Annotated in this window: 15 protein-coding genes, 3 rRNA genes and 2 pseudogenes; 18 read left to right on the forward strand and 2 right to left on the reverse strand. The window is 44.7% G+C overall.

Annotation, left to right across the window (positions count from 1 at the left end; translation table 11 throughout):
- Positions 1-61: 61 nt before the first annotated feature.
- From NST99_RS10080 to NST99_RS10100, 5 genes are all read left to right on the forward strand, one after another.
- Positions 62-1,579, forward strand: a complete 1,518-nt coding sequence (locus NST99_RS10080) for a S8 family serine peptidase (protein ID WP_341091407.1) — start codon at positions 62-64, stop codon at positions 1,577-1,579.
- 325 nt (positions 1,580-1,904) lie between these two features.
- The gene (locus tag NST99_RS10085) at positions 1,905-2,162 is read left to right on the forward strand and encodes an AbrB/MazE/SpoVT family DNA-binding domain-containing protein (RefSeq protein ID WP_038588784.1); all 258 of its coding nucleotides are present in this window, start codon (positions 1,905-1,907) and stop codon (positions 2,160-2,162) included.
- Positions 2,163-2,366: 204 nt separating this feature from the next.
- On the forward strand, positions 2,367-3,038 hold the full coding sequence (locus NST99_RS10090) for an HAD family hydrolase (protein WP_445744959.1): 672 nt from the start codon (positions 2,367-2,369) through the stop codon (positions 3,036-3,038).
- A gap of 309 nt (positions 3,039-3,347) precedes the next feature.
- Positions 3,348-4,067 (forward strand): glycosyltransferase family 2 protein, encoded by a 720-nt coding sequence (locus NST99_RS10095; RefSeq protein WP_341091409.1) that lies wholly within the window; start codon positions 3,348-3,350, stop codon positions 4,065-4,067.
- Between the two features lie 71 nt (positions 4,068-4,138).
- Complete coding sequence (locus tag NST99_RS10100; RefSeq protein WP_341091410.1) at positions 4,139-6,004, forward strand: LTA synthase family protein; 1,866 nt, start codon at positions 4,139-4,141, stop codon at positions 6,002-6,004.
- A gap of 55 nt (positions 6,005-6,059) precedes the next feature.
- Here the strand turns inward: NST99_RS10100 and NST99_RS10105 are convergent, their stop codons facing one another.
- Positions 6,060-6,527 (reverse strand): MarR family winged helix-turn-helix transcriptional regulator, encoded by a 468-nt coding sequence (locus tag NST99_RS10105; protein WP_341091411.1) that lies wholly within the window; start codon positions 6,525-6,527, stop codon positions 6,060-6,062.
- Between the two features lie 182 nt (positions 6,528-6,709).
- On the opposite strand from NST99_RS10105, the gene NST99_RS10110 reads away from it, so the two are divergent.
- The 5 genes from NST99_RS10110 (at position 6,710) to rrf (ending at position 12,712) form a co-directional block, all read left to right on the forward strand.
- Positions 6,710-6,901 carry a hypothetical protein gene (locus tag NST99_RS10110; protein WP_341091412.1) on the forward strand — a complete coding sequence of 64 codons (192 nt, stop codon included), beginning with the start codon at positions 6,710-6,712 and terminating at the stop codon, positions 6,899-6,901.
- Between the two features lie 15 nt (positions 6,902-6,916).
- Positions 6,917-7,219: a spore coat protein gene (locus NST99_RS10115; RefSeq protein ID WP_341091413.1), complete on the forward strand. Its 303-nt coding sequence runs from the start codon at positions 6,917-6,919 to the stop codon at positions 7,217-7,219.
- Positions 7,220-7,602: 383 nt separating this feature from the next.
- A 16S ribosomal RNA gene (locus tag NST99_RS10120) occupies positions 7,603-9,158 on the forward strand.
- Between the two features lie 245 nt (positions 9,159-9,403).
- Positions 9,404-12,450: ribosomal RNA gene (locus tag NST99_RS10125) — 23S ribosomal RNA — on the forward strand.
- A 145-nt stretch (positions 12,451-12,595) separates the two neighbouring features.
- Positions 12,596-12,712 (forward strand): 5S ribosomal RNA (rrf, locus tag NST99_RS10130).
- Together the 16S, 23S and 5S rRNA genes form the textbook arrangement of a ribosomal RNA operon.
- A gap of 37 nt (positions 12,713-12,749) precedes the next feature.
- On the opposite strand, the pseudogene NST99_RS33680 reads toward rrf, so the two are convergent.
- Positions 12,750-13,169, reverse strand: a pseudogene (locus NST99_RS33680) (DUF2071 domain-containing protein); the annotation flags it as partial.
- A 181-nt stretch (positions 13,170-13,350) separates the two neighbouring features.
- On the opposite strand from NST99_RS33680, the pseudogene NST99_RS10135 reads away from it, so the two are divergent.
- The 8 genes and pseudogenes from NST99_RS10135 to NST99_RS10170 form a co-directional block, all read left to right on the forward strand.
- Positions 13,351-13,503 (forward strand): annotated as a pseudogene (locus NST99_RS10135) (GBS Bsp-like repeat-containing protein); the annotation flags it as partial.
- A 13-nt stretch (positions 13,504-13,516) separates the two neighbouring features.
- Entirely contained in the window at positions 13,517-14,557 is a 1,041-nt protein-coding gene (locus NST99_RS10140) for an RICIN domain-containing protein (RefSeq protein ID WP_341091414.1), read from the forward strand.
- A 79-nt stretch (positions 14,558-14,636) separates the two neighbouring features.
- Entirely contained in the window at positions 14,637-15,377 is a 741-nt protein-coding gene (locus NST99_RS10145) for a GBS Bsp-like repeat-containing protein (RefSeq protein WP_341091415.1), read from the forward strand.
- A gap of 56 nt (positions 15,378-15,433) precedes the next feature.
- Positions 15,434-15,757, forward strand: a complete 324-nt coding sequence (locus tag NST99_RS10150; protein ID WP_341091417.1) for a GBS Bsp-like repeat-containing protein — start codon at positions 15,434-15,436, stop codon at positions 15,755-15,757.
- A 313-nt stretch (positions 15,758-16,070) separates the two neighbouring features.
- The gene (locus NST99_RS10155) at positions 16,071-17,192 is read left to right on the forward strand and encodes a GBS Bsp-like repeat-containing protein (RefSeq protein WP_341091419.1); all 1,122 of its coding nucleotides are present in this window, start codon (positions 16,071-16,073) and stop codon (positions 17,190-17,192) included.
- Positions 17,193-17,276: 84 nt separating this feature from the next.
- Positions 17,277-19,265, forward strand: coding sequence for an RHS repeat domain-containing protein (locus tag NST99_RS10160; protein ID WP_341091420.1), 1,989 nt, complete (start codon positions 17,277-17,279; stop codon positions 19,263-19,265).
- Between the two features lie 148 nt (positions 19,266-19,413).
- The gene (locus tag NST99_RS10165) at positions 19,414-25,356 is read left to right on the forward strand and encodes a polymorphic toxin-type HINT domain-containing protein (protein WP_341091421.1); all 5,943 of its coding nucleotides are present in this window, start codon (positions 19,414-19,416) and stop codon (positions 25,354-25,356) included.
- A gap of 12 nt (positions 25,357-25,368) precedes the next feature.
- A complete protein-coding gene (locus tag NST99_RS10170; RefSeq protein WP_341091422.1) occupies positions 25,369-25,944 on the forward strand; it encodes a hypothetical protein in 576 nt (191 codons plus the stop codon).
- Positions 25,945-26,435: the final 491 nt, after the last annotated feature.

Genomic DNA, 26,435 nt, shown 5'->3' on the forward strand with positions numbered 1-26,435 from the left:
GGGTCAAAGTGTTTGTGACCAATAAGGCGGTTTTATTTTTGCCGTATGGCAAAAGGAGACGATGAACATCAAAGCTAAAGTGAAAATTGCCGTGATTGATGACGGAGTCAATGAATATTTACTTGGTGAATCTGTTGTTCAGCAGTTGATCTTCAATGATGATTTTACGACAGAAACTTATACAATAGATAGTCCTGAAAGAATAACCCACGGCACTGTCTGTGCAGGCATAATAAAGCTCTATTATCCTGATATTCAAATATATAGCTTGAAGATATTGTCAGATACCTTAAGCGGAAACATTCAGAAGCTGTACAGCGCACTAGAATGGTGCGTCCAAAATCGTATCCAGGTTGCAAATGTCAGCTTGGGAAGCCATTCCTCAGCAGACTTATCCGCAACACAAAAAGTCATAAATAAGGTTGCCGGTCAAGGCCTGGTTATTGTAAGTGCTGCAAGTAATCATGGATATATTACGTATCCTGCCTCCTTTTCAAACGTTATAGGTGTTAAGAGAGAAGAGAGCAACACTTTGCGCGAAAGTGGGTTTTATGTTAATGATAATATCATCGACGGTATAGAATTTACGGCTTTTGCAAAACACAAATGGAATGGAAAAGTGTGCAGCAACTCAAGCAGTTTCGCTGCGCCCATGATCGCAGCCAAAGTATGCCAGCTTATTGGAGAATTCCGCCTAACTGATCTGCAGCAAATAAAAATCGGATTGCTGAAGATGGCAACTAATTATATGGACGACAAACAATGGGGATTTTACTATGCTGATCCAGATTGGATGAGTAACGTATTAATTTGCCACGTGAATAAAAAATGTAGAATAGATTATTCGCATCTGAGCGTTAACATGCACGATGAAATTGTCGTTCCTGCTGATTCGGCTTCAGAGGCTCTTGATACAGCTCTATCGGCTTATGCTGATAATATTGACACGCTCGTTGTGATCGGTAGAGATTTTTGTCCCGGTGATTATTTTGAATTACATAGAGTTGTTTCGAAATACAATAAAAATGTAGTGTTTATTGACAATTACCAAGGAAAAGATATGAATAGGATAGTTAACAAACCGTGTACTAACATTAAGTTATGGCATAGTTTATTTAAGCTGCACAACATATGTACCCTTAACAGCAGCCCCATGCTAATCGAGGAGCCTATGGTGTCCATTTACTTCCCTGCTGACACTGGTTTTGAAGTTGTTTTATGGTTAAAAGCGCAATTCAAAAATAATAACTATAACAGTTATTTCGCAACGAATCACCCCCTCGGAGTTTTATACGGTATAGACGTTGTTCCTGAAACAAACACAACGAATATATATTCTTATTTTTCCTTGATTCTGAACAAGAAATTCTACGATATCGCTATATATGTCTTATTTGGCTATGAAGGTCCGGAGAAGATGGAAACGGATATAAAAATAGATATTGAACGAATAAACGATTGCTTTGAAGCAACTTATTCTGCAGATGGCTCCTTTAAGGATCGTATTATCCATATCAAACAGATTGATGAAAGCTTTATAGGCAGCTTATATGATTCAATAGTTCGTTTATTGTCTTGACCCTCAGCTCCAGATCATTCCGTAACCCGATCTTCATTCTGCTAATCCCCCCATTAATTGTCACCTATAAATCTACAAAAAACTGTCAATGGCAGACGTTTTCGGCTATTATAATTTATAAACATCGAATATTTTGTCGAATTGACTCTAGATTATAACGAATATTTTGTCGATAAATATCAAAAGTTGTAGAAAATTAAATTGACAGGAAAGAAATAGCACTTTAAAATGCAATTATAGCGTGATCATTCCTACTATTTAGAAGCTATGATAGCTTTTAACACAAATGATTAAATAAAGTGTTTATTTCAAGGGAGGATGCATAATGATGAAAGCAACAGGTATTGTAAGAAAAGTAGATGAACTGGGACGTATCGTGATTCCGATTGAGCTTCGCAGAACAATGGGAATTGACATAAAAGACCCACTGGAGATCTTCGTTGATGGTGAAAAAATCATTCTCAGAAAATATGAGCCTACCTGCATCTTCTCTGGAAGTGCGGAAAACCTGATTAACTTCAAAGGTAAAATGGTAAGCAAAGATGTTCTTGATGAATTGATTTCGAGCTTTGACCATATCTAATTTCTTAACCTAACCTCACAGATTACAATGACAGCGGGGGACCGGTGGCAGACACGTTGCAGTGTCCGTCACCGGTCCCTTTTGTTAATCTCGGCTCATAGACAATACACGCTGCTTTCCTATATCATAAAGGAATGTAACTTAGAGCTGCATGTGCAGAGCAGAGATCACTCGCAGAACAATTTGGAAGGGATGAGTAACCTGATGCTAAAGAAACCGGAAGCAATTGTATTTGATATGGATGGAACATTGTTCCAGACAGAAAGCCTGTTATTGCCTGCTTACCATAAAATGTTTGACATCCTGCGGGAAGAAGGGCTTCATACCGGGCCGACTCCGCCCGAGGAACTTATTCTGGGCAGTCTTGGCATGCTGCTGGAGCAAATTTGGAAGAATGTCATGCCGGATGCCGATGAAGCTGTACACCGCCGGGCGGATGAGCTGCTGCTGCAGATGGAGGTTGAGGGATTGGAAGCAGGCGGCACCCAGCTCTATCCGATGGTTAAGGAGACCCTTACCGCACTTCATGAACGTGGAGTCAAGCTGTTCGTGGCCAGCAACGGGTTGGAGGATTACATCCATAGCATCGTTGTTGTGCATGAGCTGAAGGATTTGTTCGAGGGCTTGTACAGTGCTGGTGGACAAGGTACTGCGACCAAAACCGAGCTGCTGCGTATTCTGCTGGACAATCACGGGATCAGCAGCGCGTGGATGGTTGGGGACCGTTCCTCCGATGTGGAGGCCGGCAAAGGAAACGGACAGACCGTAATCGGCTGTGCCTATGCAGGCTTCGGACGTCAGGATGAGTTGAAGGGCTCAGACGTTATTATTACTTCTTTCGATGAATTAATCGGATTGTACGACCGGGCCGAGTAACGGATAGAAGCGGGATGCGCCAATCCTGGTACACCTGCAGTTCAAGCCTGCCTACAAACACCCCTTGCTTCGCGGTGCTGCGGACAAGGGGGGTTATTTTTATGCTCCGGAAAATAATAAGTTCTTCGGCGGTTTGCCGGACAAAACGTCTGGAAAAATAGGTTGATAACCTATCTATTTTGTGATTTAATGCAGTAGTACTGTTAAATCTTTTGGATCGGACCGGAACGCACTAACCTGCGTTTTTTTACTGTCCCGTACCCTTCGGGTGCAGCATGAATATATTAATTGGTACTGAGGTGAATCTGTTTGGTTAGATTGTCTGTGGTCGTACCGATTTATAATGAAGAAGGCAATATCCGGGAGCTTCACAAGAGCATAACGGATGCGGTGCAAGACAAGGTGGACAGCTATGAAATTGTGCTAGTCGACGATGGCAGCAAGGACCGGACCGCCTTGATTCTGGATGAGGTTGCACGGTCTGATAAGTCGGTGAAGGTCATTCATTTCGAGAAACATTGCGGTCAGACGGCTGCTGTCTGGGCGGGCATAAGGCAGTCCAGGGGAGAACTGGTCGCGCTCATGGATGCCGATCTGCAAAGCGACCCGCGCGATATATTCAGGCTGATGCCCTTTATCGGCAGAGTGGATTTTGTAAACGGCAAACGGGAGAACCGGAAGGATATTTTTTTGAAAAGGATATCCTCATGGATCGGCAGCGGAGTAAGAAATTGGCTTACGGGCGAAAGGATCCGGGATTCGGTATCTCCCTTAAAACTTATGAGACGGGAAGTGGCGGACAGCTTCTTTTTATACAATGGCATGCACCGTTTTTTGCCTACACTGGCCAAAATGAACGGATTTACAGTCATCGAGGTTACAGTAACGCATCAGGAGCGAAAACACGGACATTCCAAATATGGTGTGCTGAGTCCGGCAATTACAGGGTTCGTAGACGCTGCTGTCATCGGTTGGCTAAAAAAAAGGGTCATCCGGTACCGCATCAGATCTATCCCTAATCTGGATTAACGAGAAGCTTTCTGAAATCGGGAGGGGGTGCGGCGGCTGGCCAAGTTTTTAAGGAAAGGGATAGAGTCATTATGAACAAATTCGATATTAAAAATAAATTATACAAGCCTATTGTATTATTTAGCTTAGTTTTGCTTATAAAGAGTGCAGTAGCCTGGTTTGTTGTCTTTAACGACGGTCCCAACTGGAGCATGGTGTTAACGGAAATCCCCTTTTTCATCATTGTGTTCAGTCTGATTGAATGGCTGGCCTCGAAGCGGAAGATATTGTACTACATGATCGCCAATCTGCTGATTACGGTTATTTATTTTTCCGTTCTGATGTATTACAAATATTACGGGGTGATCGCTACATATCATGCTTTGCAGCAAGCAGATAAAGTCACTAAGGTAGGAGAAAGCACGTATTCTCTGATCGCCCCCTATTACCTGTTTATCTTTGTGGATATTATTTTCTTCCTCTTCTTTATGTTCCGTCCCAAATATATTGCCAAATGGAAGGAACGAGGTTTGAAGCGCATGAACCGGGCAGTTCTGCTGGTCATCACGGCCGTTTCCATCGGACTCTGCTTCTTTAGCATCTGGCCAAATCATGCGAGCATGAATGAGATAAAAAAAGCGGAGAGTATGGGGATTCTCAATTACGAGCTGTATACCCTATTTGCGGATACCACTGAGGACGAGGCGCTTATTGACAGCAAGGAGATTACCCAGCAGGCGGTCAATGAGCTGAAAGGAATCCAGGAGCCGGCAGCACCGCAATTTTATGGGGCTGATAAAGGCAAAAACCTTATTGTGGTGCAAATGGAGTCGTTCCAGAGCTTCCTGCTCGGACTAACCATTGACGGCCAGGAGATCACTCCAAATCTAAATAAGCTGGTACAAGAAAATACGTATTTCAATAATTTTTATACGAATGCGGGCCAAGGGACAACTTCGGATGCGGAATTTGTGGTGAACACCTCTTTCTACGTTCCCAAGAATGAGCCGGCTACCTCTTCGGCGTATATGGAGAAATCTGTGCCGAGTTTGCCGAAGCTGCTAGCCTCGAATGGCTATGACACGGCAACATTCCACACCAATAGTGTGGATTTCTGGAACCGCAAGGAGTTATACAAAGCGGTAGGCTTCGACACCTATTATGACCAGTCCTTTTTTGGCGACGATGACCATATTGCCTTTGGCGCATCGGATGAAGTGCTGTTTGCCAAAACAGTGCCGCAGCTCTCCCGGATGGATTCCGGGGAAAAGCCGTTTTATGCGATGGTGATTTCGATGACCGCCCATCATCCATACCATATGCCGGAAGATAAATATAAGATAGAGTTGCCGGAGCGCTTTGAGGGAACGCTGCTGGGCAATTATATTCGTGCCCAGAATTATGCGGATTATGCGATGGGGCAATTTCTTGAGAAACTGAAGACAAGCGGCCTGTGGGATGACAGCCTTGTCGTCTTCTATGGCGATCACCAGGGACTGCCGATGTACACGCTTGGCAGTGATGAGAAGGAATTAATCAATGGACTGGTCGGCCATGAATATGGCTACACCGATATGTTCAACATTCCGTTCATCGTCCATTCGCCAGGTGCTAAACTGCCTGCGGTAATGGATCACACAGGCGGCCAGGTCGACATCTTGCCGACGGTGGCCAATCTGCTGGGAGTATCGGTTCAGAATCAGCTGCATTTTGGTGAAGATCTGTTTAATCAGCAGACCAACCTGCTGCCGGTCAGACATTTCCTGCCGACAGGCTCCTTCATTAATGACAAGAGCATTTATGTAACAGGGGATGCCTACGGGGACGGTACCAACTACAGCCAGCTGGATAACTCCAGTCTTGAGGGCGGATCTACAGAAGCGCAATTTGATGCTGTACAACGTCTGCTGCATCTGTCCAACAGCTATATTTTGCAGCTGCCGGACCTGGAACAATAACCAAAAGCACAAAGTATAGGTTTCCAACCTACGCTTTGTGCTTTTTTTGTACACTCTAGTCGACATCCGGCTGATTCTGTATTTGTTCAAAATAGGCATGTACCCTGTTCAGGAGTTCAATTAAAGTTTCACTTTGCTCCTGGCCCAAATAATCAACCATGCCTTTAAACATCTCACGGATCTTGGCGACGGCTTTATCTGCGAGCAGCTCGCCTTTTTCCGTCAAGACAATGCTGCTGATTCTCCGGTCCTGTGAGTCGCTGGTGCGCACAACAAAACCTTGTGCTAGCAGGCTGTTCACCATCTGTGTAATCGTAGGGGAAGTTACCTTAAGCAGCTTGCTGATCTCGGAGACTGTCAGCACCTGCTTGTCTGCTTTTGTATTGCGGAGTCTGATCGTGATCAGCACCCGTATTTCACTGGGCTTTAGCCCAAACATCGTTAGCTTCTGCCAATTCATCTTGGAGAATTGCTGAAAAGCCCCCAATAATTCATCCACATGTTCATACCTGTCTTCTTTCACTAATACACCTCATAAGCTTATTTACCTATTATTATAGCCCAAGCCGGGGATAAACTAAATGATTTGCGTATGGCGGTAAAAGAAATGTGTGTGATCTATCTCATTCCCGGTGATGTGAAGATTTGTCTGAATATTATAGCTCCTTCAGGAGATAACATAAGGGAAGGAAGGAGGCGAAACACATGCCAAAACAACAATTAGGTGTGCATGAAACGATGGAATTGCACGAGTTGCTTACATTTAAAACTAACTGTCTGACCAAAAGTCAAACCATGCTGCCGATGGTAACGGATAACAATCTAAAAGGAATTCTCCAAGAAGATATCCAGGCAGGTATAGAGGATATTCAACAAATCCGTAATTTGCTTGTATAATAAAGGAGGCATAAGATGAACCCGATTGTTGAAAATCTAACTGGAATGAATGTAATGACGGATCAGGTAATTGCTACAGATTTGCTGCTTGCATGTAAAAGCGGTTTGAAAAACTATGCTGGCGCTATCTCTGAGTCAGCGAGCCCAGAAGTTAGAAATACACTGAGCACTCAATTTTCCAAAGCAGTCACCTTGCATGAGCATGTGTTTAATTATATGAGAGATAACGGGTACTATAATGCCTACGATCCCGCTCAGCAGCTGCAAATGGATATTCAGAATGCAGACAAGGCATTGTCTCTGCCAAATGTTCGATAATATTTGGCCATCTATAGTAGAGAGAACACCGTCAAGAGATCTTGGCGGTGTTTTTGTCCAGGAAAGCTATAGGCTGTTGTATGATAAAAGGTGTGGAAAATATTACAATTTGCCCAGAGGTATAAAACGTGATATATTATTAATCCGGCCAGTTAGTTGGCTGCTTGATCTTTGAAAACTGAACAACGAGTGAGTATGGAAATCATGCAAGTGAAATCCAAAACTGATGAGTTTCACAGCGTATTTATACGCTTTAGAAATTTCATCGTGAGAATGTAAATTCTCGTCAGATGTTTCAAATTGAGCAATCGCTCTTTTCAATATCTTTTTCGGATGGTTATTTTCTCGAAGTAATTCGGGTGAAGTAACCGCTCGAAAAAACCAATTTGGAGAGTTTGATCCTGGCTCAGGACGAACGCTGGCGGCGTGCCTAATACATGCAAGTCGAGCGGAGTTATGAAGGAGCTTGCTCTGGAATAACTTAGCGGCGGACGGGTGAGTAACACGTAGGCAACCTACCTCTTTGACTGGGATAACTACCGGAAACGGTAGCTAATACCGGATAATTCCTTTGTTCACATGGACGAAGGATGAAAGGCGGAGCAATCTGCTACAAGGAGATGGGCCTGCGGCGCATTAGCTAGTTGGTGGGGTAACGGCTCACCAAGGCGACGATGCGTAGCCGACCTGAGAGGGTGAACGGCCACACTGGGACTGAGACACGGCCCAGACTCCTACGGGAGGCAGCAGTAGGGAATCTTCCGCAATGGGCGAAAGCCTGACGGAGCAACGCCGCGTGAGTGATGAAGGTTTTCGGATCGTAAAGCTCTGTTGCCAGGGAAGAACGTCCGGTAGAGTAACTGCTACCGGAGTGACGGTACCTGAGAAGAAAGCCCCGGCTAACTACGTGCCAGCAGCCGCGGTAATACGTAGGGGGCAAGCGTTGTCCGGAATTATTGGGCGTAAAGCGCGCGCAGGCGGCTATTTAAGTCTGGTGTTTAAACCTTGGGCTCAACCTGAGGTCGCACTGGAAACTGGGTGGCTTGAGTACAGAAGAGGAAAGTGGAATTCCACGTGTAGCGGTGAAATGCGTAGATATGTGGAGGAACACCAGTGGCGAAGGCGACTTTCTGGGCTGTAACTGACGCTGAGGCGCGAAAGCGTGGGGAGCAAACAGGATTAGATACCCTGGTAGTCCACGCCGTAAACGATGAGTGCTAGGTGTTAGGGGTTTCGATACCCTTGGTGCCGAAGTTAACACAGTAAGCACTCCGCCTGGGGAGTACGGTCGCAAGACTGAAACTCAAAGGAATTGACGGGGACCCGCACAAGCAGTGGAGTATGTGGTTTAATTCGAAGCAACGCGAAGAACCTTACCAGGTCTTGACATCCCTCTGAATCCACTAGAGATAGTGGCGGCCTTCGGGACAGAGGAGACAGGTGGTGCATGGTTGTCGTCAGCTCGTGTCGTGAGATGTTGGGTTAAGTCCCGCAACGAGCGCAACCCTTGACTTTAGTTGCCAGCAGGTAAGGCTGGGCACTCTAGAGTGACTGCCGGTGACAAACCGGAGGAAGGTGGGGATGACGTCAAATCATCATGCCCCTTATGACCTGGGCTACACACGTACTACAATGGCCGGTACAACGGGAAGCGAAGCCGCGAGGTGGAGCCAATCCCAGCAAAGCCGGTCTCAGTTCGGATTGCAGGCTGCAACTCGCCTGCATGAAGTCGGAATTGCTAGTAATCGCGGATCAGCATGCCGCGGTGAATACGTTCCCGGGTCTTGTACACACCGCCCGTCACACCACGAGAGTTTACAACACCCGAAGTCGGTGGGGTAACCCGCAAGGGAGCCAGCCGCCGAAGGTGGGGTAGATGATTGGGGTGAAGTCGTAACAAGGTAGCCGTATCGGAAGGTGCGGCTGGATCACCTCCTTTCTATGGAGAATCGTTTCCTGCAACGGAAACATTCAAATCGGAAGCTTAGCTTCCAAAACTCAGGTTTAGGCCTGTTACTCACTCGTTGGTCAGTTTTGAGAGTTTAAGCTCTCAAGAAGTACCTTGATCCTTGAAAACTGGATACCGAAACGAATTTGCGTTTTAGAACATCTTTTAGCTGAAACTTGTGTAAACAAGTTTTAATTATAGCGATGCTAGCGATTTTCCTTCTGGGAAAACGCATTGGTTAAGCTAATAAGAGCACACGGAGGATGCCTAGGCGCCAGGAGCCGACGAAGGACGTGGCGAACAACGAAACTGCCTCGGGGAGCTGTAAGCAAGCTTTGATCCGGGGGTGTCCGAATGGGGAAACCCAGCTGTGGTAATTCGCAGTTACTTCTCTCTGAATACATAGGAGAGATAGAGGCAGACCAGGGGAACTGAAACATCTAAGTACCCTGAGGAAGAGAAAACAATAGTGATTCCGTCAGTAGCGGCGAGCGAACGCGGAACAGCCTAAACCAAGGGGCTTGCCCCTTGGGGTTGTGGGACGTCTCACATGGAGTTACAAAGGAATATGGTAGGCGAAGAGGTCTGGAAAGGCCCGCGATAGAGGTAAAAGCCCTGTAACCTAAACTGTGTTCTCTCCGAGACGGATCCCGAGTAGTGCGGGGCACGTGAAACCCCGTATGAATCCAGCAGGACCATCTGCTAAGGCTAAATACTACCTGGCGACCGATAGTGAAACAGTACCGTGAGGGAAAGGTGAAAAGCACCCCGGAAGGGGAGTGAAATAGAACCTGAAACCGTGTGCTTACAAAAAGTCAGAGCCCGATCTAGGGGTGATGGCGTGCCTTTTGTAGAATGAACCGGCGAGTTACGTTTAACATGCAAGGTTAAGGTGAGAAGCCGGAGCCGCAGCGAAAGCGAGTCTGAATAGGGCGATTTAGTATGTGGACGTAGACCCGAAACCGTGTGATCTACCCCTGTCCAGGGTGAAGGTGCGGTAACACGCACTGGAGGCCCGAACCCACGTATGTTGAAAAATGCGGGGATGAGGTGGGGGTAGCGGAGAAATTCCAATCGAACTCGGAGATAGCTGGTTCTCCCCGAAATAGCTTTAGGGCTAGCCTCGGTGAATGGAGTGGTGGAGGTAGAGCACTGATTGGGTGCGGGGCCCGCAAGGGTTACCAAGCTCAGTCAAACTCCGAATGCCATTAACTTCTTGCCGGGAGTCAGACAGTGAGTGCTAAGATCCATTGTCAAAAGGGAAACAGCCCAGACCATCAGCTAAGGTCCCCAAGTGTGTGTTAAGTGGGAAAGGATGTGGAGTTGCACAGACAACCAGGATGTTGGCTTAGAAGCAGCCACCATTGAAAGAGTGCGTAATAGCTCACTGGTCGAGTGACTCTGCGCCGAAAATGTAACGGGGCTAAACACACCACCGAAGCTATGGCTTGGATCGACTTCACTGCGCCTTTGAGGCGTGTTTATCCGACTAGACATTGATGCCGGAAATCATCCGAAGGGATGAACGGCTAAATGCTTCCAGGGGATAAACACGGACTTCGAAGCTGGAGTGAAGTCGATCCAGGGGTAGGGGAGCGTTGTATGTGGGTTGAAGGTGTACCGTAAGGAGCGCTGGACAGCATACAAGTGAGAATGCCGGTATGAGTAACGAAAAGATCAGTGAGAATCTGATCCGCCGAAAGCCCAAGGTTTCCTGAGGAAGGCTCGTCCGCTCAGGGTAAGTCGGGACCTAAGGCGAGGCCGAAAGGCGTAGTCGAAGGACAACAGTTTGAAATTACTGTACCACCGTAATCCGCTATGAGCGATGGGGTGACGCAGGAGGGTAGTGACGCGGACTGATGGATGTCCGTCTAAGCAGTGAGGCTGGTGTGTAGGCAAATCCGCACATCGTTAAGGCTGGGCTGTGATGGGGAGCGAAAATTATAGTAGCGAAGGTCATGATCTCACACTGCCAAGAAAAGCCTCTAGCCAGGAGAAGGTGCCCGTACCGCAAACCGACACAGGTAGGCGAGAAGAGAATTCTAAGGCGCGCGGAAGAACTCTCGTTAAGGAACTCGGCAAAATGACCCCGTAACTTCGGGAGAAGGGGTGCCTCGGTAGGGTGAATAGCCCGAGGGGGCCGCAGTGAAAAGGCCCAAGCGACTGTTTAGCAAAAACACAGGTCTGTGCGAAGCCGCAAGGCGAAGTATACGGGCTGACGCCTGCCCGGTGCTGGAAGGTTAAGGGGAGCGGTTAGGAGTAATCCGAAGCTGTGAACCGAAGCCCCAGTAAACGGCGGCCGTAACTATAACGGTCCTAAGGTAGCGAAATTCCTTGTCAGGTAAATTCTGACCCGCACGAATGGCGTAACGACTTGGGCGCTGTCTCAACGAGAGATCCGGTGAAATTTTAATACCTGTGAAGATGCAGGTTACCCGCGACAAGACGGAAAGACCCCATGGAGCTTTACTGCAGCTTGATATTGAATTTGGGTACGATCTGTACAGGATAGGTGGGAGCCGTAGAGGCAGGAGCGCAAGCTTCTGCGGAGGCGCCGTTGGGATACCACCCTGATCGTATCTAGGTTCTAACCTGGTACCCTAATCGGGTACGGGGACCGTGTCAGGCGGGCAGTTTGACTGGGGCGGTCGCCTCCTAAAGAGTAACGGAGGCGTTCAAAGGTTCCCTCAGAATGGTTGGAAATCATTCGAAGAGTGCAAAGGCATAAGGGAGCTTGACTGCGAGACCTACAAGTCGAGCAGGGACGAAAGTCGGACTTAGTGATCCGGTGGTACCGCATGGAAGGGCCATCGCTCAACGGATAAAAGCTACCCTGGGGATAACAGGCTTATCTCCCCCAAGAGTCCACATCGACGGGGAGGTTTGGCACCTCGATGTCGGCTCATCGCATCCTGGGGCTGAAGTAGGTCCCAAGGGTTGGGCTGTTCGCCCATTAAAGCGGTACGCGAGCTGGGTTCAGAACGTCGTGAGACAGTTCGGTCCCTATCTGTCGTGGGCGCAGGAAATTTGAGAGGAGCTGTCCTTAGTACGAGAGGACCGGGATGGACGTACCGCTGGTGCATCAGTTGTTCCGCCAGGAGCATGGCTGAGTAGCTACGTACGGACGGGATAAGCGCTGAAAGCATCTAAGCGTGAAGCCCCCCTCAAGATGAGATTTCCCAATCAGTAAGACCCCTTGAAGACGACGAGGTAGATAGGTTGGAGGTGGAAGTGCAGCAATGCATGGAGCTGACCAATACTAATCGGTCGAGGGCTTATCCAACAAGTAAGACGCAGATTTGTTTCGGATTCAGTTTTCAGGAATCAAGTTCTGATTCATGAGGCCCAAGTGGCCAAGTGATGAAGATTTGTTTTCAGCATTTGGCGATGCTGAGACCTGAATTTAGCATTTGTACCGCAAATGCCCGTTTGGTGGCGATAGCGGAGGGGTTCCACGCGTACCCATCCCGAACACGACCGTTAAGCCCTCCAGCGCCGATGGTACTTGGACCGAAGGGTCCTGGGAGAGTAGGACGCCGCCAAGCACATGGCATGACCGAATAGGTCATGCCTTTTTGCTATTTACAGACACAACTCAGCAATTTTAGCAAACGGTTGATCAGATATAGCACCGATTTTTTTTATTGACCAAAAGAGAACCTCAAGACGTTTAGTAAAGGTAAGAAGTGAGGGAGTATCATCATGAGCGAGACCCAGTGCTCTCATTGAAGTATTGTGAGCAATATGAAGCTCAGCCTCCTGTAAAGGCCAAGGGAGATGGTGAATATGGCCAATATAGAGCCGGCCTTTCGAGCCAGAAGCGTACAAACAATACCGTTCTGTCAACCAGTGGAGAAGCGTTCCTGGCTGCGCATGAAAGCAAAAGGGTTGAGTAGCCCGGTAGATGCCTTTGAAAACGCTTCCTTTCCTTATGCTGCTATATCGAATAGCCTCGCCTTCGGTGTGATAAGACATTTTAGCAAGACTATAGGGTAGGTGGGCGAAAAGGCGTGCTTAGCAACTGGTGATAAAAGTATGGGACGCTAATATGTCGGGAAATGACTTAATCACATTTGGATTCAACAAATATTCACAGAATTTTATAGCAAGGTTCGACAATTTCTGTATAAGTGATTTGCTATAATAAAACGATTCTCATTAAAATCCCCCTTTTCCAACATGGACAGAAGCCAACGATCATGACGATTTAAAGATTCCGTGGGTTAAAGGAGAAAGAATTAATCAAATAACATGGAAAGTTAAGATTCCATTTTCTAAATACAATAATGAGACAGGGAAATATATTACTCATATACTTACATTATCAAAAGGATAGGAAGATGTTATTAATGAAAAAGTACATATTCTTTATAGCAGTTTGTATGTGTATCTTGATTTATCCCAATACCACTACTGCGATGAAGTATACCTATCTAAAAACAGGACAGCTAGGTCTTATCAGCATTTATGAAGGTAAATATATGGATTTTCAGTACGACAACAATGGAAATATGATCGGAAGGAAAAGCTTAACCTGCAAAAATTCTGAGTTCAAACTAATCAATGTAAATAGTAATAAAGCTTTGGATGTTTTTGCGGGGAACACAAGCAACGGTACGAAAATACAGATTGAGGAAGATAATGGGACTGATGCGCAGCGCTGGCTGATTTGTAATGCACCAAATGAAACCTATAAATTAATTAATGTGAATAGTGGAAAAGCGCTTGATATTACAGGAGGGAAAACGGCTGAGGGTACATCAGTTCAACTTTGGGATGATAATGGAACCGAGGCTCAAGCATGGCGTATGGTGGATAACGGTGATAGTTCTTATACACTTCTAAATGTGCACAGTAATAAAGTGCTTGATGTAGCAGACGGGAGCGTGAGCAACGGATCAGCTGTTCGGATATGGACATCTAATGGAACATCGGCACAGAAGTGGAGACTGGTCAAGGCAATTTCTAATGGAGCTGAATTCAAAGTGTTGAATTATGGAAATCAAAAAGCGTTAGATGTCACTGGAGGAAACACTGCTGATGGCACCCCGGTACAAATTTGGACAGATAATAGTACTGCCTCTCAACGATGGCAGGTGTTCGATGCGGGAGGCAATAAGTATAAACTGATTAATGTAAACAGTGGGAAGGCGCTTGAAGTGTCCGGGGGAGGCACAAACAATGGATCAGCTGTACAGGTATGGACAGATAATGGAACGGCTTCTCAACATTGGACAATAAATGAGAATGAAGATGGTTCTTGTACACTGAAGAATGTAAACAGCAACAAGGTGCTGGACATACCTGGAGGAAGCAGTGCGGATGGAACACGCTTGCAGATATACACAGACAACGGGACATCCTCTCAAAAATGGAAGCTAGTAAAATGAAAAGCAATAGTCTTAACTTAGCCGTTTATTCCTTACCTTAATCACCAGCAACCAATCATCGAATCTTGGAGGAACTTTCTTGAAGAAATCAACAATAGTGACTATGCTAGCCAGTGTGCTTTTAACTCTTTTTAGCTTTAATGCTCAGACTTCAGCGGCTGTGGGACCGGAGGAGATCGTTTCCAATTATCTGATTGTAGATATGAACGGTACGCCACAGCGGCAGAAGATCAACATTTACAATCACAATCAACTAGAGACAGAGATTCTTGCGGATAACTCAATGATCCGGTATAGCTATGATGCAAATGGAAATCTTCTTAAGCGAAATAAGGTTACACCTGCAGAACCGTACATCTTCAGCACTTCAGCAGTCTCTTATGATATCTATCTTAAAGGGGTTCCTGACAGTGTTCAAAATGTACATTTTCCAACATGGACGGAAGACAAAGGGCAAGATGATATCGAATGGATTGCTGGTGTGAAAGTTGCCCCAAATCTCTGGAAAGGTAAGGTTATCCTGTCGAAACACGGGGGGCAAAGAGGTAAGTACAATACACATATCTATGCAGACAATCAGTTAGTGAAAGGTCTTAATACTAACATCCAAGATACTACAAAAATCATCTCTCCTCAAACAGTGTCATTAACTGACGGATATTACGAAGTTTATGTGGAAGGAGTCGCACGAACAATTAAAGAAGTACGGTTTCCCACATGGACAGAGTATAAAGGTCAAGATGACATTAAGGATCCATGGATCATCGGAGAAAAGGTAAACGACACGACATGGAAAATTCGTATACCCTTCAGCGAATAAATTACGAAACAGGAAACTATTCAACACACCTTTATTTTTTTGATCAATCTGGTAACATGCTTGGAGTCGGAGGAACGTCAGTTGCTGTTAAGGGTGGCGTAGGTGTATCAGGACCGAAAACAGCCAATATCTCGGCGGATTCATACGATGTTTTGATATACGGACTAGATCCTAATGTAAAACGTGTTCAGTTCCCTACATGGACTTCTAATAAGAATCAGGATGACATTGAGTGGATTGAAGGTGTAAAGGTTGCTCCTGGAGTCTGGAAAGCCACGGTAGTCTTTCAAAGGCATAACTCTGAGGTGGGAAGCTATATTACGCATATCTATGCTGATAATCAATATGCCGGAGTCTGGACGTGCAACGTTAATCGTTAACGGATGCCCGATCTAATGTAGAATAGGAAACCTGCTTCAGTAAATAATGTAATGTTAACCACATGTGAGTCACAGACTCCATGTGGTTTTTTCTTATGAGGTAGCATTCAACATTTTGAGTGATCAACAATAATATTACTTAATTTCCAACTAAATGTATATTATTCAATAAAGTTTATATTAAATAAATATACTCAGAATTTATAGCAAGGTTCGACAATTTCTGGATTAATGATTTGCTATAATAAATCGATTCTAGGAATTGCAATCTAATATTTTTATCAAAAAATAACAGAATTTTGGAGGGACGTTCTTGAAGAAATCAATGATAGTGACCCTGCTAGCCAGTGTCTTTTTAACTTTTTTTATCTTTAATTCTCAGACTTCAGCGGCTGCGGTATTAGAAGGTGTTGATTCCAATTATATAATCAAAGACATGAACGGCACGCCACAGCGGCAGAAGATCAGCATTTACAATCAGAGTCGGCTTGAGATGGAGATTCTTCCGGATAATTCAATGATTCAGTATACCTATGATGCGAATGGCAACCTTCTTAAGCGCAGTAAGGCCACACCCGCAGAACCGTATATCTTCAGCACTTCAGTAGTCTCCTATGATATTTACCTGAAAGGAGTTCCTGACAGTGTTAAAACCGTACGTTTTCCGACATGGACGGATTACAATCAGCAAGATGATCTCGAATGGATTGATGGTGTAAAGGTTGCTCCAAATCTCTGGAGAGGTACGGTCGTTCTGTCCAAACATGGGATGGAAACTGGCGCATATGTAACTCATGTTTATGCGGATAACAATGCTGTAGCGGGTGTTACGACTCAAATTAAGAATACTCAAACCGTCAGAGCTCCTCAAACGGTCGGATTAGATGCTGAATACTATGAGGTAGTTATAGAAGGCGTGTCCAGAACCATACAAGAAGTGAAATTCCCGACATGGACAGAAAAGAATGACCAGGATGATATTGAGCGGCCCTATGTGATCGGTGAGCGGATAGGCAATACAACGTGGAAGATACGGATACCCTTCAGTAAGCACAATTATGAAGCAGGTAACTATTTCACACATATCTATGCCCATGACAAGTATGGCAATTCAAACTATATCGGAGGAACGTCAGTTGCTGTTAAGGGAGGTGTAGGTGTATCAGGACCGAAAACAGCCAATATCTCGGCGGGTTCATACAATGTTTTGATATACGGACTAGACCCTAATATAAAACGTGTTCAGTTCCCTACCTGGACTTCTAATAAAGAGCAGGATGACCTTGAGTGGATTGAAGGTGTGAAGGTTGCCCCTGGAGTCTGGAAAGCCACGGTACTCTTTCAAAGACATAACTCTGAGGTGGGAAGCTATATCACGCATATCTATGCTGATAATAAATATGCCGGGGCTTTAGTATGTAATGTTAACCGGTAGCTGAGGTACGAATAGCAGAGATATCGAGCGTGAAGCTGTAATTAGAATGAAGTTGGAAAAGTGGAGAGGATGATTGGAGCAAGAATGAAAACCAATAAAATTACTAGCTATGTACTGCCATTTTTAATGATTATTGTTGCATTCAGCATTTTTCAGAACAAGGCTTTTGCTGCAGAGAACGTAGTGGCTCCTAAAGAATCATTTGAAAGTGGTACTTTTAATGGCACCAGCTATCTCCCTGTGAATGGGACAATTACCAGTGATGCACAAAAGATAGTTAGTGGAAGGTACTCCGCCTATTTGAGTTCTCAAGCATCAGAGGAGTGGAAGGAATTTTCCTATACAGATCAAAGTAAAATTAAATTCGAAAAAAACACTACCTACTCGGTGACTTTTTCCTACAAATCATTGGATATGCAGCCGCTGGATGCGAACCGTTTTTTTTATTTCCTTGCTCGCAGTACTGACAACCTGGAAGACAAGCTGTTTACAACCTGGAATGATGCAAGTGGGGGAAATGGCATAAAAACGATGACGTTCACAACCGGAAATAAAGCTAACTATTACTTAATTTGGGGAATCCACGCAGGGGGTGCCCTTTCAATTGATGATATAACAATCGTTAAGAAAATATCCGCACAGAGCGAATCTTTTGAAAAGGGTTCATTTGATCAGACTAATTTCCTTGCCGGATCCGGTGTTATTACGAGTGACCCAGCAAAAATAGTTAACGGTCAATATTCAGCTTATCTCTCTTCATTAAACACAGAGGATTGGAAAGCATTTTCCTATACGGATACGAACAAAGTGAAGTTTGAAAAAAATACGACCTATAAAGTTACATTTTCCTATAAAACTATCGATATGGTGCCAACCGGAAGTGATCGCCGTTTTTATTTTTTAGCCAGAAGTACGGATAATACAGAGGACAAAGGCTGGACGGCCTGGAGTGACGCTAGTGGGAATAGGGGAAGAAAGTCGATAACATTCACAACGGGAAACAAAGAGAATTACTATTTGATCTGGGGAATATTTAAAGGCGGCGCCCTGTCCATTGACGACATAGAAATCACAAAAGTAAATGAATCCTTAGAGAGTGGTTCGTTTACCAATACTAATTTCAATGCTGGCTCTGGAGTCATTACTAATGAATCTTCCAAAGTGGTTACTGGACAATATTCAGCTTACCTTAAATCACTGGCGACCGAACCAACAAAGGAATTTGTAAATACAGATCTTAATAAGTATAAATTCGAACCCAATACGACTTATTCAGTAACTTTCTCCTATAAATCAGCTGACATGGATTCCTCGAACGCCAACCGGTACTTCTATTTCCTGGCCCGAAGTTCAGACAAGCTAGAAGAGAAAGGAATGACCACCTGGCAGAATCCTAGTGGCAGCAAGGGCAGCAAAACCGTTACGTTCACGACAGGGAGCAAGGAAAATTACTATCTGGTTTGGGGCATCCGTCAAGGTGGCGCTCTTTCGCTGGATGATATAGAAATCTCGAAAGTAAGTGAATCCTTTGAGGGTGGCTCATATAGCGGGACTGGCTTTTCACCCGTATCCGGAATGATTACTAATGAACCCTCAAAAACCGTCAGCGGGTCATATTCTGCCTATTTAAGCTCCACAGCTTCCCAGCAGTGGGCGAACTTCGCAAGTACAGATTTGGATCAAGTGAAGTTTCAGAGCAATACGACTTATTCAGTGACCTTTTCTTATAAATCTATTGATATGGATTCAACCAATGCCAACCGCTATTTTTACTTCTCAGCACGTGGTCTAGATGATATTGAAACCAAAGGCTGGAGTACATGGAATAGTCCCTCGGGAACAAAAGGAGTAGAAACGGTCACCTTTACTACCGGAAATCAAGAAAACTACTATTTATTCTGGGGGATTTATGGTGGAGGCGCTCTCTCCATTGATGACATTATTATTAAGCAAGCGACAACTTATACCTACGATGATAATGGAAGGCTGGTGCAGATCAAACAACCCAACAATAAGACGACTTACTATAATTATGACTCGAATGGCAATCTGAAGGGGACTCGAACGGAATAGTGCTGCAATGCGCTGACCCGCCTATGACGGAACAATCTGGAGACCGGTAATAGCTTATGTGAATTGAATTAGGGGGTGGACCGCTCTTGCACTAGATTCGTGCTTTGCTATACATGACTTTAAAAATGAATGATAGGGGAGTATTTATTTGAAGAATAGAAAAAAGATGAATTCATTTCTCAACGTTGCTTTATCCTTTACTATATTAGTAGGCGGTTTTCCAGTTACAAATGAACGTATAGCCGCTGCTGAGAGCAATCCGATCCTTTCCTCTGAATATGTGAAGGCCGAAACTAAGGTGGAAAGTCCTGCTCCTTCTCCAGCCCCATTGAATACAATATCCGAACAGCAAATTGAGCCTACATTTAATCCCGGAAATGTCCAGATGAAATCAGCCTTTGCTGAAAATAAAAAGCTTATAGACGAGGTTGTATCCGTAACTGGAGACGTTTACGATCCGAACATGTTAACCATTCAAATGTTAAAAGAGAAAACCTATGAAACGCGTATGAAATTAGTTCCTGGGAAAACAAAGGAAAATTTAGAGAAGCCTCTTGCCCGTGCGGCTGAACCCAGGTCCCTGGATTTAACCCAAACAGAAATTGAACCGCTTGTTCTGGCTGGAGCCTCCAAGGTTGATGTATATTGGGTAAATTATCTGAGCTTGCTACAGGAGAAGCGAACCCCGCTGGAACTTTGGAAATGGAAACTGAATGAGAAAAGATCCTGGGAGGATATCCAGCAGGAACTTGAAAAAGAAGCAGGAATATTCAGTAAGCCCACTGTACAGGAAAATGTGTATGCAACTGAAATGTTGAACCATTTTTCTTTTAACGGAAAGCAAACAGTTTCCTCCTCAGTATATGGACAAGAAGAGGGTACCGGTAAAGGGTATCGATCAGAATTAGCCCTCTCCATGAGTACCTTCGATGCAGCCGTATCCGGTGTAATCAACAAGTTAGCCCTTGCTCAAATCAATCAAACCTATAAACCGCAGTTTAATGACCGCAACAGTTCCAGTGAAATGGTCGATCCGGTGTCAGGGAGTGTGACCCGGAAAGAAAACCTGATTCACTTGCCTGGTGTGGATGGACTGGACTTAGATATTGGCCTTATGTACAATTCCAACCAAAGTATTCCCTTTCTTATTAGTACATGGTGGGATCCCAACTTTCAGAGTTGGGAATATAGCTACAATTATCGTCTTCCGGTCTTAGGCAGTGGGTGGTCGTATCAATTCCCATACTTACAAAGAGCTGGTGATACGGGGTTCATCTACCACGATGGAACAGGCAATGCGTATAGAGTTCGTGATGACAATAGTAATGATGAGCTCTCACTTTATACACATTTACTCAATTATAAAGGCAAAGACAAGCGACTGGTATATGAAAACTGGAACAATGGCGCATTCAGTAATGGGCAACAAAGATCAAGTTCCTACATTGAATACTTAGATCTTAAACGAGAATACTTTACCAATGATGGGGATTTAATTGGAATCGTAGATCGCTTCGGCAATACGATTACATTTAAATACGACGAATCAAGAAGATTGTTCTCGATAACGGATACTGTTGGCCGTGTGGTGAAATTTAATTACGAGGAAGACCTGGATTCCGAGGTGTTTGATGGGGAAAACGTAGATATTCGGGTCTATAGCGAAGAGAACGCAACGCAAGAAGTTCAGAAGGTGGTATTGACGAAAGGGAGAGTATTGGGGGAAATTCAAAGAAATATAGGCATACCCCCACTTCAAAAGTATATTCCGTACCTTGCGTCAATTACCGATCAAAACGGAGAGAAAACCTATTTCGAGTACCAAAATGGCTTTTCTTCTTATGTTGGTTCTTACGACGGATTTCTATTTAATTCGTTCCTGAAAAAAATTACGTATCCCAATTCTGTTACAGAATATGAATATGAACAAGCCGATCGTCATACCGGCCCGAATTCCACCGTCATAGAGTATCGGGCGAAATCTAGAAAGGACAAGACGGCATCCAAGACGTATCAGGAAATAAACTATTCGTACACAGGTGATTATACGGGGAACACCCCGGATCAATATCCCGCTGTTTTGCCTGCGGATTTTCGCTTTAGTACGACGTCAACTGTGGTTAGCACGACTGCCAGTAATGGGCTCCAAACCACTCATACATTTGATAAAGATGGCAGAGTGCTTCGGACGGAGACCCGTGAGGCTGGAGGCGAGCGGAAGATCACTGACAATACGGCGTTTCATGGAGTCTTTACCCGGTATCCCACAAGGACTACCCTCTCGGAGTATGCTCCTCAAGACACTGAAGCAACCGCAAATCATTTATACACCGAAACCGTGTATAACAGCTGGGGGCAGGTTGAGAATCAAACGAAGCCGTTGACTGGAGATCAGTTTAATAATCCGGCAATCAAACAGCATTATACAACTACCTACCAGTATGAACCTAAATATCATTTGCTGGAAACGCAGTCCTGGTATACCAATGAAAATGATGCAGCACCGCAAAATGAACGTTATACCTATACTGCTGAGGGACGGCCGGTAACGGTAACCAATGCGTTAGGAGACAGGACGGTATACAGTTATAATTATTTTAATAGTACGGGAGGGATCTCCCAGGCAACGGCGGAGAAGACCGCCCAAGGCCAACTAGTGGCCAAAAGCGTGACCCAGTACGGGCCCGAAGGCCGCCGTGCCTACCCTACCGAACAACAGCAGTGGTTCAACATTGGTACATCCAATCAGCAGATTGTGAAAACCACGATGAGCTATGAGATGGGTTACGGATTGCTGAAAAGTCAGAGCGACGGGAATGGCAAGACCACGAGGTATGAATATGATGCCGCAGGGCGTCTGAAAAAAGAGACCTATCCAAATCGCTCCAACGCCAACGGAGAAGTGTTCAGTGAGGTCGTAGAGTATAACTACTATAATACAAGTTCCGCAAACTTTGATGCTGTCAATACGGGAATGCCGGTCTTAAAAGTGGACTCTATCCGAACTGTCACTCAGTTATCGAATAAGAGCGTGGTCAAAACCTATGCGAATGTGCTTTATAACGGAATGGGTTTGGCCCTTTTAGAGGAACACTTTGATGACAACGCTGGAAAATGGGTATTCACCCAGTATCACTATGATGATATGGGCAGACCCATCTATCAAAAAGATGCACTATCCAATGAAATAACGGTGGGGTATGATGCTTGGGGCCAACAAAAAAGTTTAACGGATTCCTATCGTAATGTCTTCGTGACAAATTATAATTTGAAGCAGCGGAAAGCGGTAAGCTACCTGACTGCGGCGGGCACCTCCGAAACGATGAATTACATCGAGGAGTCGTATGATCCGTGGGGCCGGGTGATTTCGAAGCGGACGTTTAGAGATTGGCCGAATCAGTCGCAGCCCATCACTGAGCGCTACAGTTACGATATTATCGGCAATCTTACGGGATATACCGACCCGATGAACCATCTCAATGAGGCTGGCGTGACAACCCATTACAGTTACAACGCATTAAATCAGTTAACTGGTGTTAAGGATGCGCTAAATCAGACCACACGGTACAGCTATGACGGAAATGGACAAATATCCAAGGTGACCGTTCAGGGCAAGGGTGAGTCGGAACAAACCTTAAACACGAAGAGTTACAACGAAATCGGACTGATGACAACGAAGCAGGACGCCGCCGCCAAAAGCGAAAGTGTGTCCTATAATCATCTGGGTCAACAGACCGGTAAAACGGACCGTATGGGCAGTGTGTTCAGTTACAACTACGACGAGAGAGGTCAACTAAAGAGCAGTTCCGTTAGTGGAGTAATCAATAATACATCTGCGACGCAAAAAATTGATGTTATCTATGGAGATGGATCGCCAAAGTACCACACGATCAATAGTTATGTGAATGGAGCCTTAAGGGCAACGCAGAAACGTTACCTGGATAGCATGAACCAAGTACGCAACGATTACTCCGTTGGATATTCTACTACGGGTGCGGGCAACCACTCGTCGTCCATCTTAAACCAGTTGGATGTACTGGGCCGAATGACACAAATAAACGATTCCAATCTTGGGTTTTATGTAAACTACCAATTTGACAGTCAGCGCCTGGTCAACGTTCAAACCAATGGCAGCGCGTCCCTAAGCAAAGCCGCATCCGACAATGTACAGTACAGCTACTATGCAAATGGCCGGGTCAAGACAATTACGTACCCGCCGTTGACGGATGGAAGTATCTTAAAAACAGAGTACACGTACAACAAAGCACTCGGTTGGGTAGAGAGCATGAAGAATACAAAGGGTAGCTCCGTGCTTTCGGGATACAACTACAGCTATGATCATAATGGGAATATTACAGCGGTAACTGAAGTCCTCAATAATGGAGCAGCAAAAACGACAAGTTACGGATACGATGCTTTGAATCGTCTTCTGTCAATCAAACGGCCGAATGGTCAAAGCACGCAGTACACATATGATGTACGTGGCAATCGTCTAACCTCAAGCGAGAGCGTCAGTACCAGTGTGGATCTGAGCGATACAAGCTACACCTATGATTTACAAAACACCTTGACCGGATTGACCAAAAATGGGAATACGACCATCTTTACCTACTATGCGGACGGCCTTCGGTATTTGAAGAGCACTGGAACGACCCATACTCAGGTCAATTATGATTTTAGTGGCCAAGTTATCGCAGAGGAGAAATTAAGCGGGAGCACTGTAATACAAAAGTCCTCCTTTGTCCGTGGAGACCGGGTATTGGTGAAAAAGGACAAAACGGCAGCAAAGGATTACTACTACTTGTACAATGGTCATGGCGATGTGGTGCAAATCGTCAATACCAGCGGAACACCGGTTAACACCTACAGCTATGACGAATGGGGGAATATCACCAGCCAGACGGAAGGGATACCAAACTCCTTTAAATATGCAGGTGAGATTTACGACGAAGAAACGGGCCTTTACTATCTGCGTGCACGGTATTATGATCCGAGTATCGGGCGGTTTTTAAATGAGGATACGGTTGAAGGGCAGATTGATAATCCGCTGAGTTTGAATCTGTATACGTATGTAAGTAATAATCCGTTGATTTATATTGATCCGACGGGACATAGACAAGAATGGGGCACAGGTGGAGCAGGAGGTAAAGATTTTGGATTCTGGCAAAAAGAGTGGAATTCTTTTAAAGAGGCAAATTCAACGTGGTATTCGGCAATAGACTTTTGGTCAATGGGGACTATGTCTCAATTAAATGACTATTATAAAATATCTCAGGAGAATCCGTGGTCTTTAGAGCATTTTCTATCTGCTGGAATGATATTTATAGAGTTAACTCCTCAAGGTAAAACAGCAAAATTAACGAATAAGGGAACCGATTTTATAAGAGGGGCACTAAAGACGTGCAATTGCTTCACTGCTGGAACGAAGGTCCAAACAGACGAAGGGGAGAAACCTATCGAGGAAATTGAGGTAGGGGATAAGGTACTTTCCAAGGATGATGAGACAGGCGAGATAGCTTATAAAGAAGTCGAATGGCTCTTCCAACGTGATGTTGAAGAAACGTATAATATAACTGTTGGGGATGAAGTCATTACAACAACCGATGAGCATCCGTTCTGGATTGTCGGCAAAGGTTGGGTTGAAGCACAGCATCTTGTGGTAGGCTATGTTCTGACAACCTCGGATGGCAAAGAATTAGCCATTGAGAAGATTGAAGTTAAGAAGGAACATGCTACGGTATATAATTTTAAGGTGAAGGACTTCCATACTTATTTTGTCTCGAATTTTGGGATTTGGACGCATAATAGTTGTTGGGGTAAATTCAGCGCAGATGATTTGAAAAAGATTGGAACGCAAGCAGACCAAAAAGATATTAGGGCTATCAAGGGGAATGCAGATGATGCTTATAATTTCTTCAAGGCTCAAGTAGACCAGTCTACCATAAAGGAAGTTTCCCCGGGGGTGTTTGTAGCTAAGGACGCAAATGGAATTACTTTCACTTATCGTCCGACATCAACCTACGGGAACCATGAACCCACAATAAATGTTAATGGAATTAGTGGAATTAGAAAAATAAAGTTTACAGATTGAGGGGAAGATACGATGATTCGAAGACCTCAAAATGAAATGGAAATGGTTCGGTTCAGGAAAGCATTTAGTTTAGTTTTTAAAAGTAGGAATCCCTTTGAAGAGATGTTTCAAAGCAGAATTTCTGAAAGACTATTACTGTACCCGACTTGTGGTACTTATCTGGATGATGCTCAGTTCAGTGCATTAATGGAAAGTGCAAAAAAAGTAGGCGATATGCAGTGCTACATTTCTGAGGTAGAGGCTGAGCCAGATAGTTTTATATTGCCTGATGACAGTGAAATCTATCATCCGGCGCATTGGGAAGGCCCGCTTTCGTCAGGATTTTATCAAGAGTACAGAGAATTGACTTTGGTTCTGAATAATGCAATTTATTCAAAAAAAGGAACTTGGGGAGTACTCATTTCTCATGAAGACCATGCCGTGTTGGGAGGGAGTGCAATTTTCGTTAATGAATTTAAAAGAAACTACCCTAGGTGGACAGACGAGCTAACGGAATTTGAATCAATGTTAAGCCATAATCACATCAAGTATGGCACAAATGTGGATTGGTATGAAGGATTAAAGAAACATTTGAATCCGAAAGCATAAAAGAAAGACCTTGAGGGCGGCAATCCTCAAGGTCTTTCTTTTATCCCCACCCAGTACTGAATGAATCGGGTGGCACACCTTGAAAGAACTTAACGCTCATCACTTCCGTATGATATTCCTCTAAATATGCCTGTACGTACATGTCCTGTACGTACATGTAATGTGTTGAAAAATATCAATAAACGATGCAGTTGTTGGTGCGGTTTCAGGCATGAGTGGAGGAGTGGGGACACTCTTAAGTCCTCTCGTAGCAGAAGAAAGAATAGTTAAAGTGGAACGAGTGGGAACTGCGTTAGCTAAATCAGATGTAGATCATCGATCCCCTAGCTATATAGAACGCTATTAATAAGCTATTGAAATCATTTTAGTGGCCAGAGAGGTCAACTAAAGAGTAGTTCCGTTAGTGGAGTAATCAATAATACATCTGCGACGCAAAAAATCGATGTTATCTATGGAGATGGATCGCCAAAGTACCGTACGATCAATAGTTA

It is taken from the genome of Paenibacillus sp. FSL L8-0470, assembly GCF_038008625.1.
Classification (GTDB): Bacteria; Bacillota; Bacilli; order Paenibacillales; family Paenibacillaceae; genus Paenibacillus_AQ.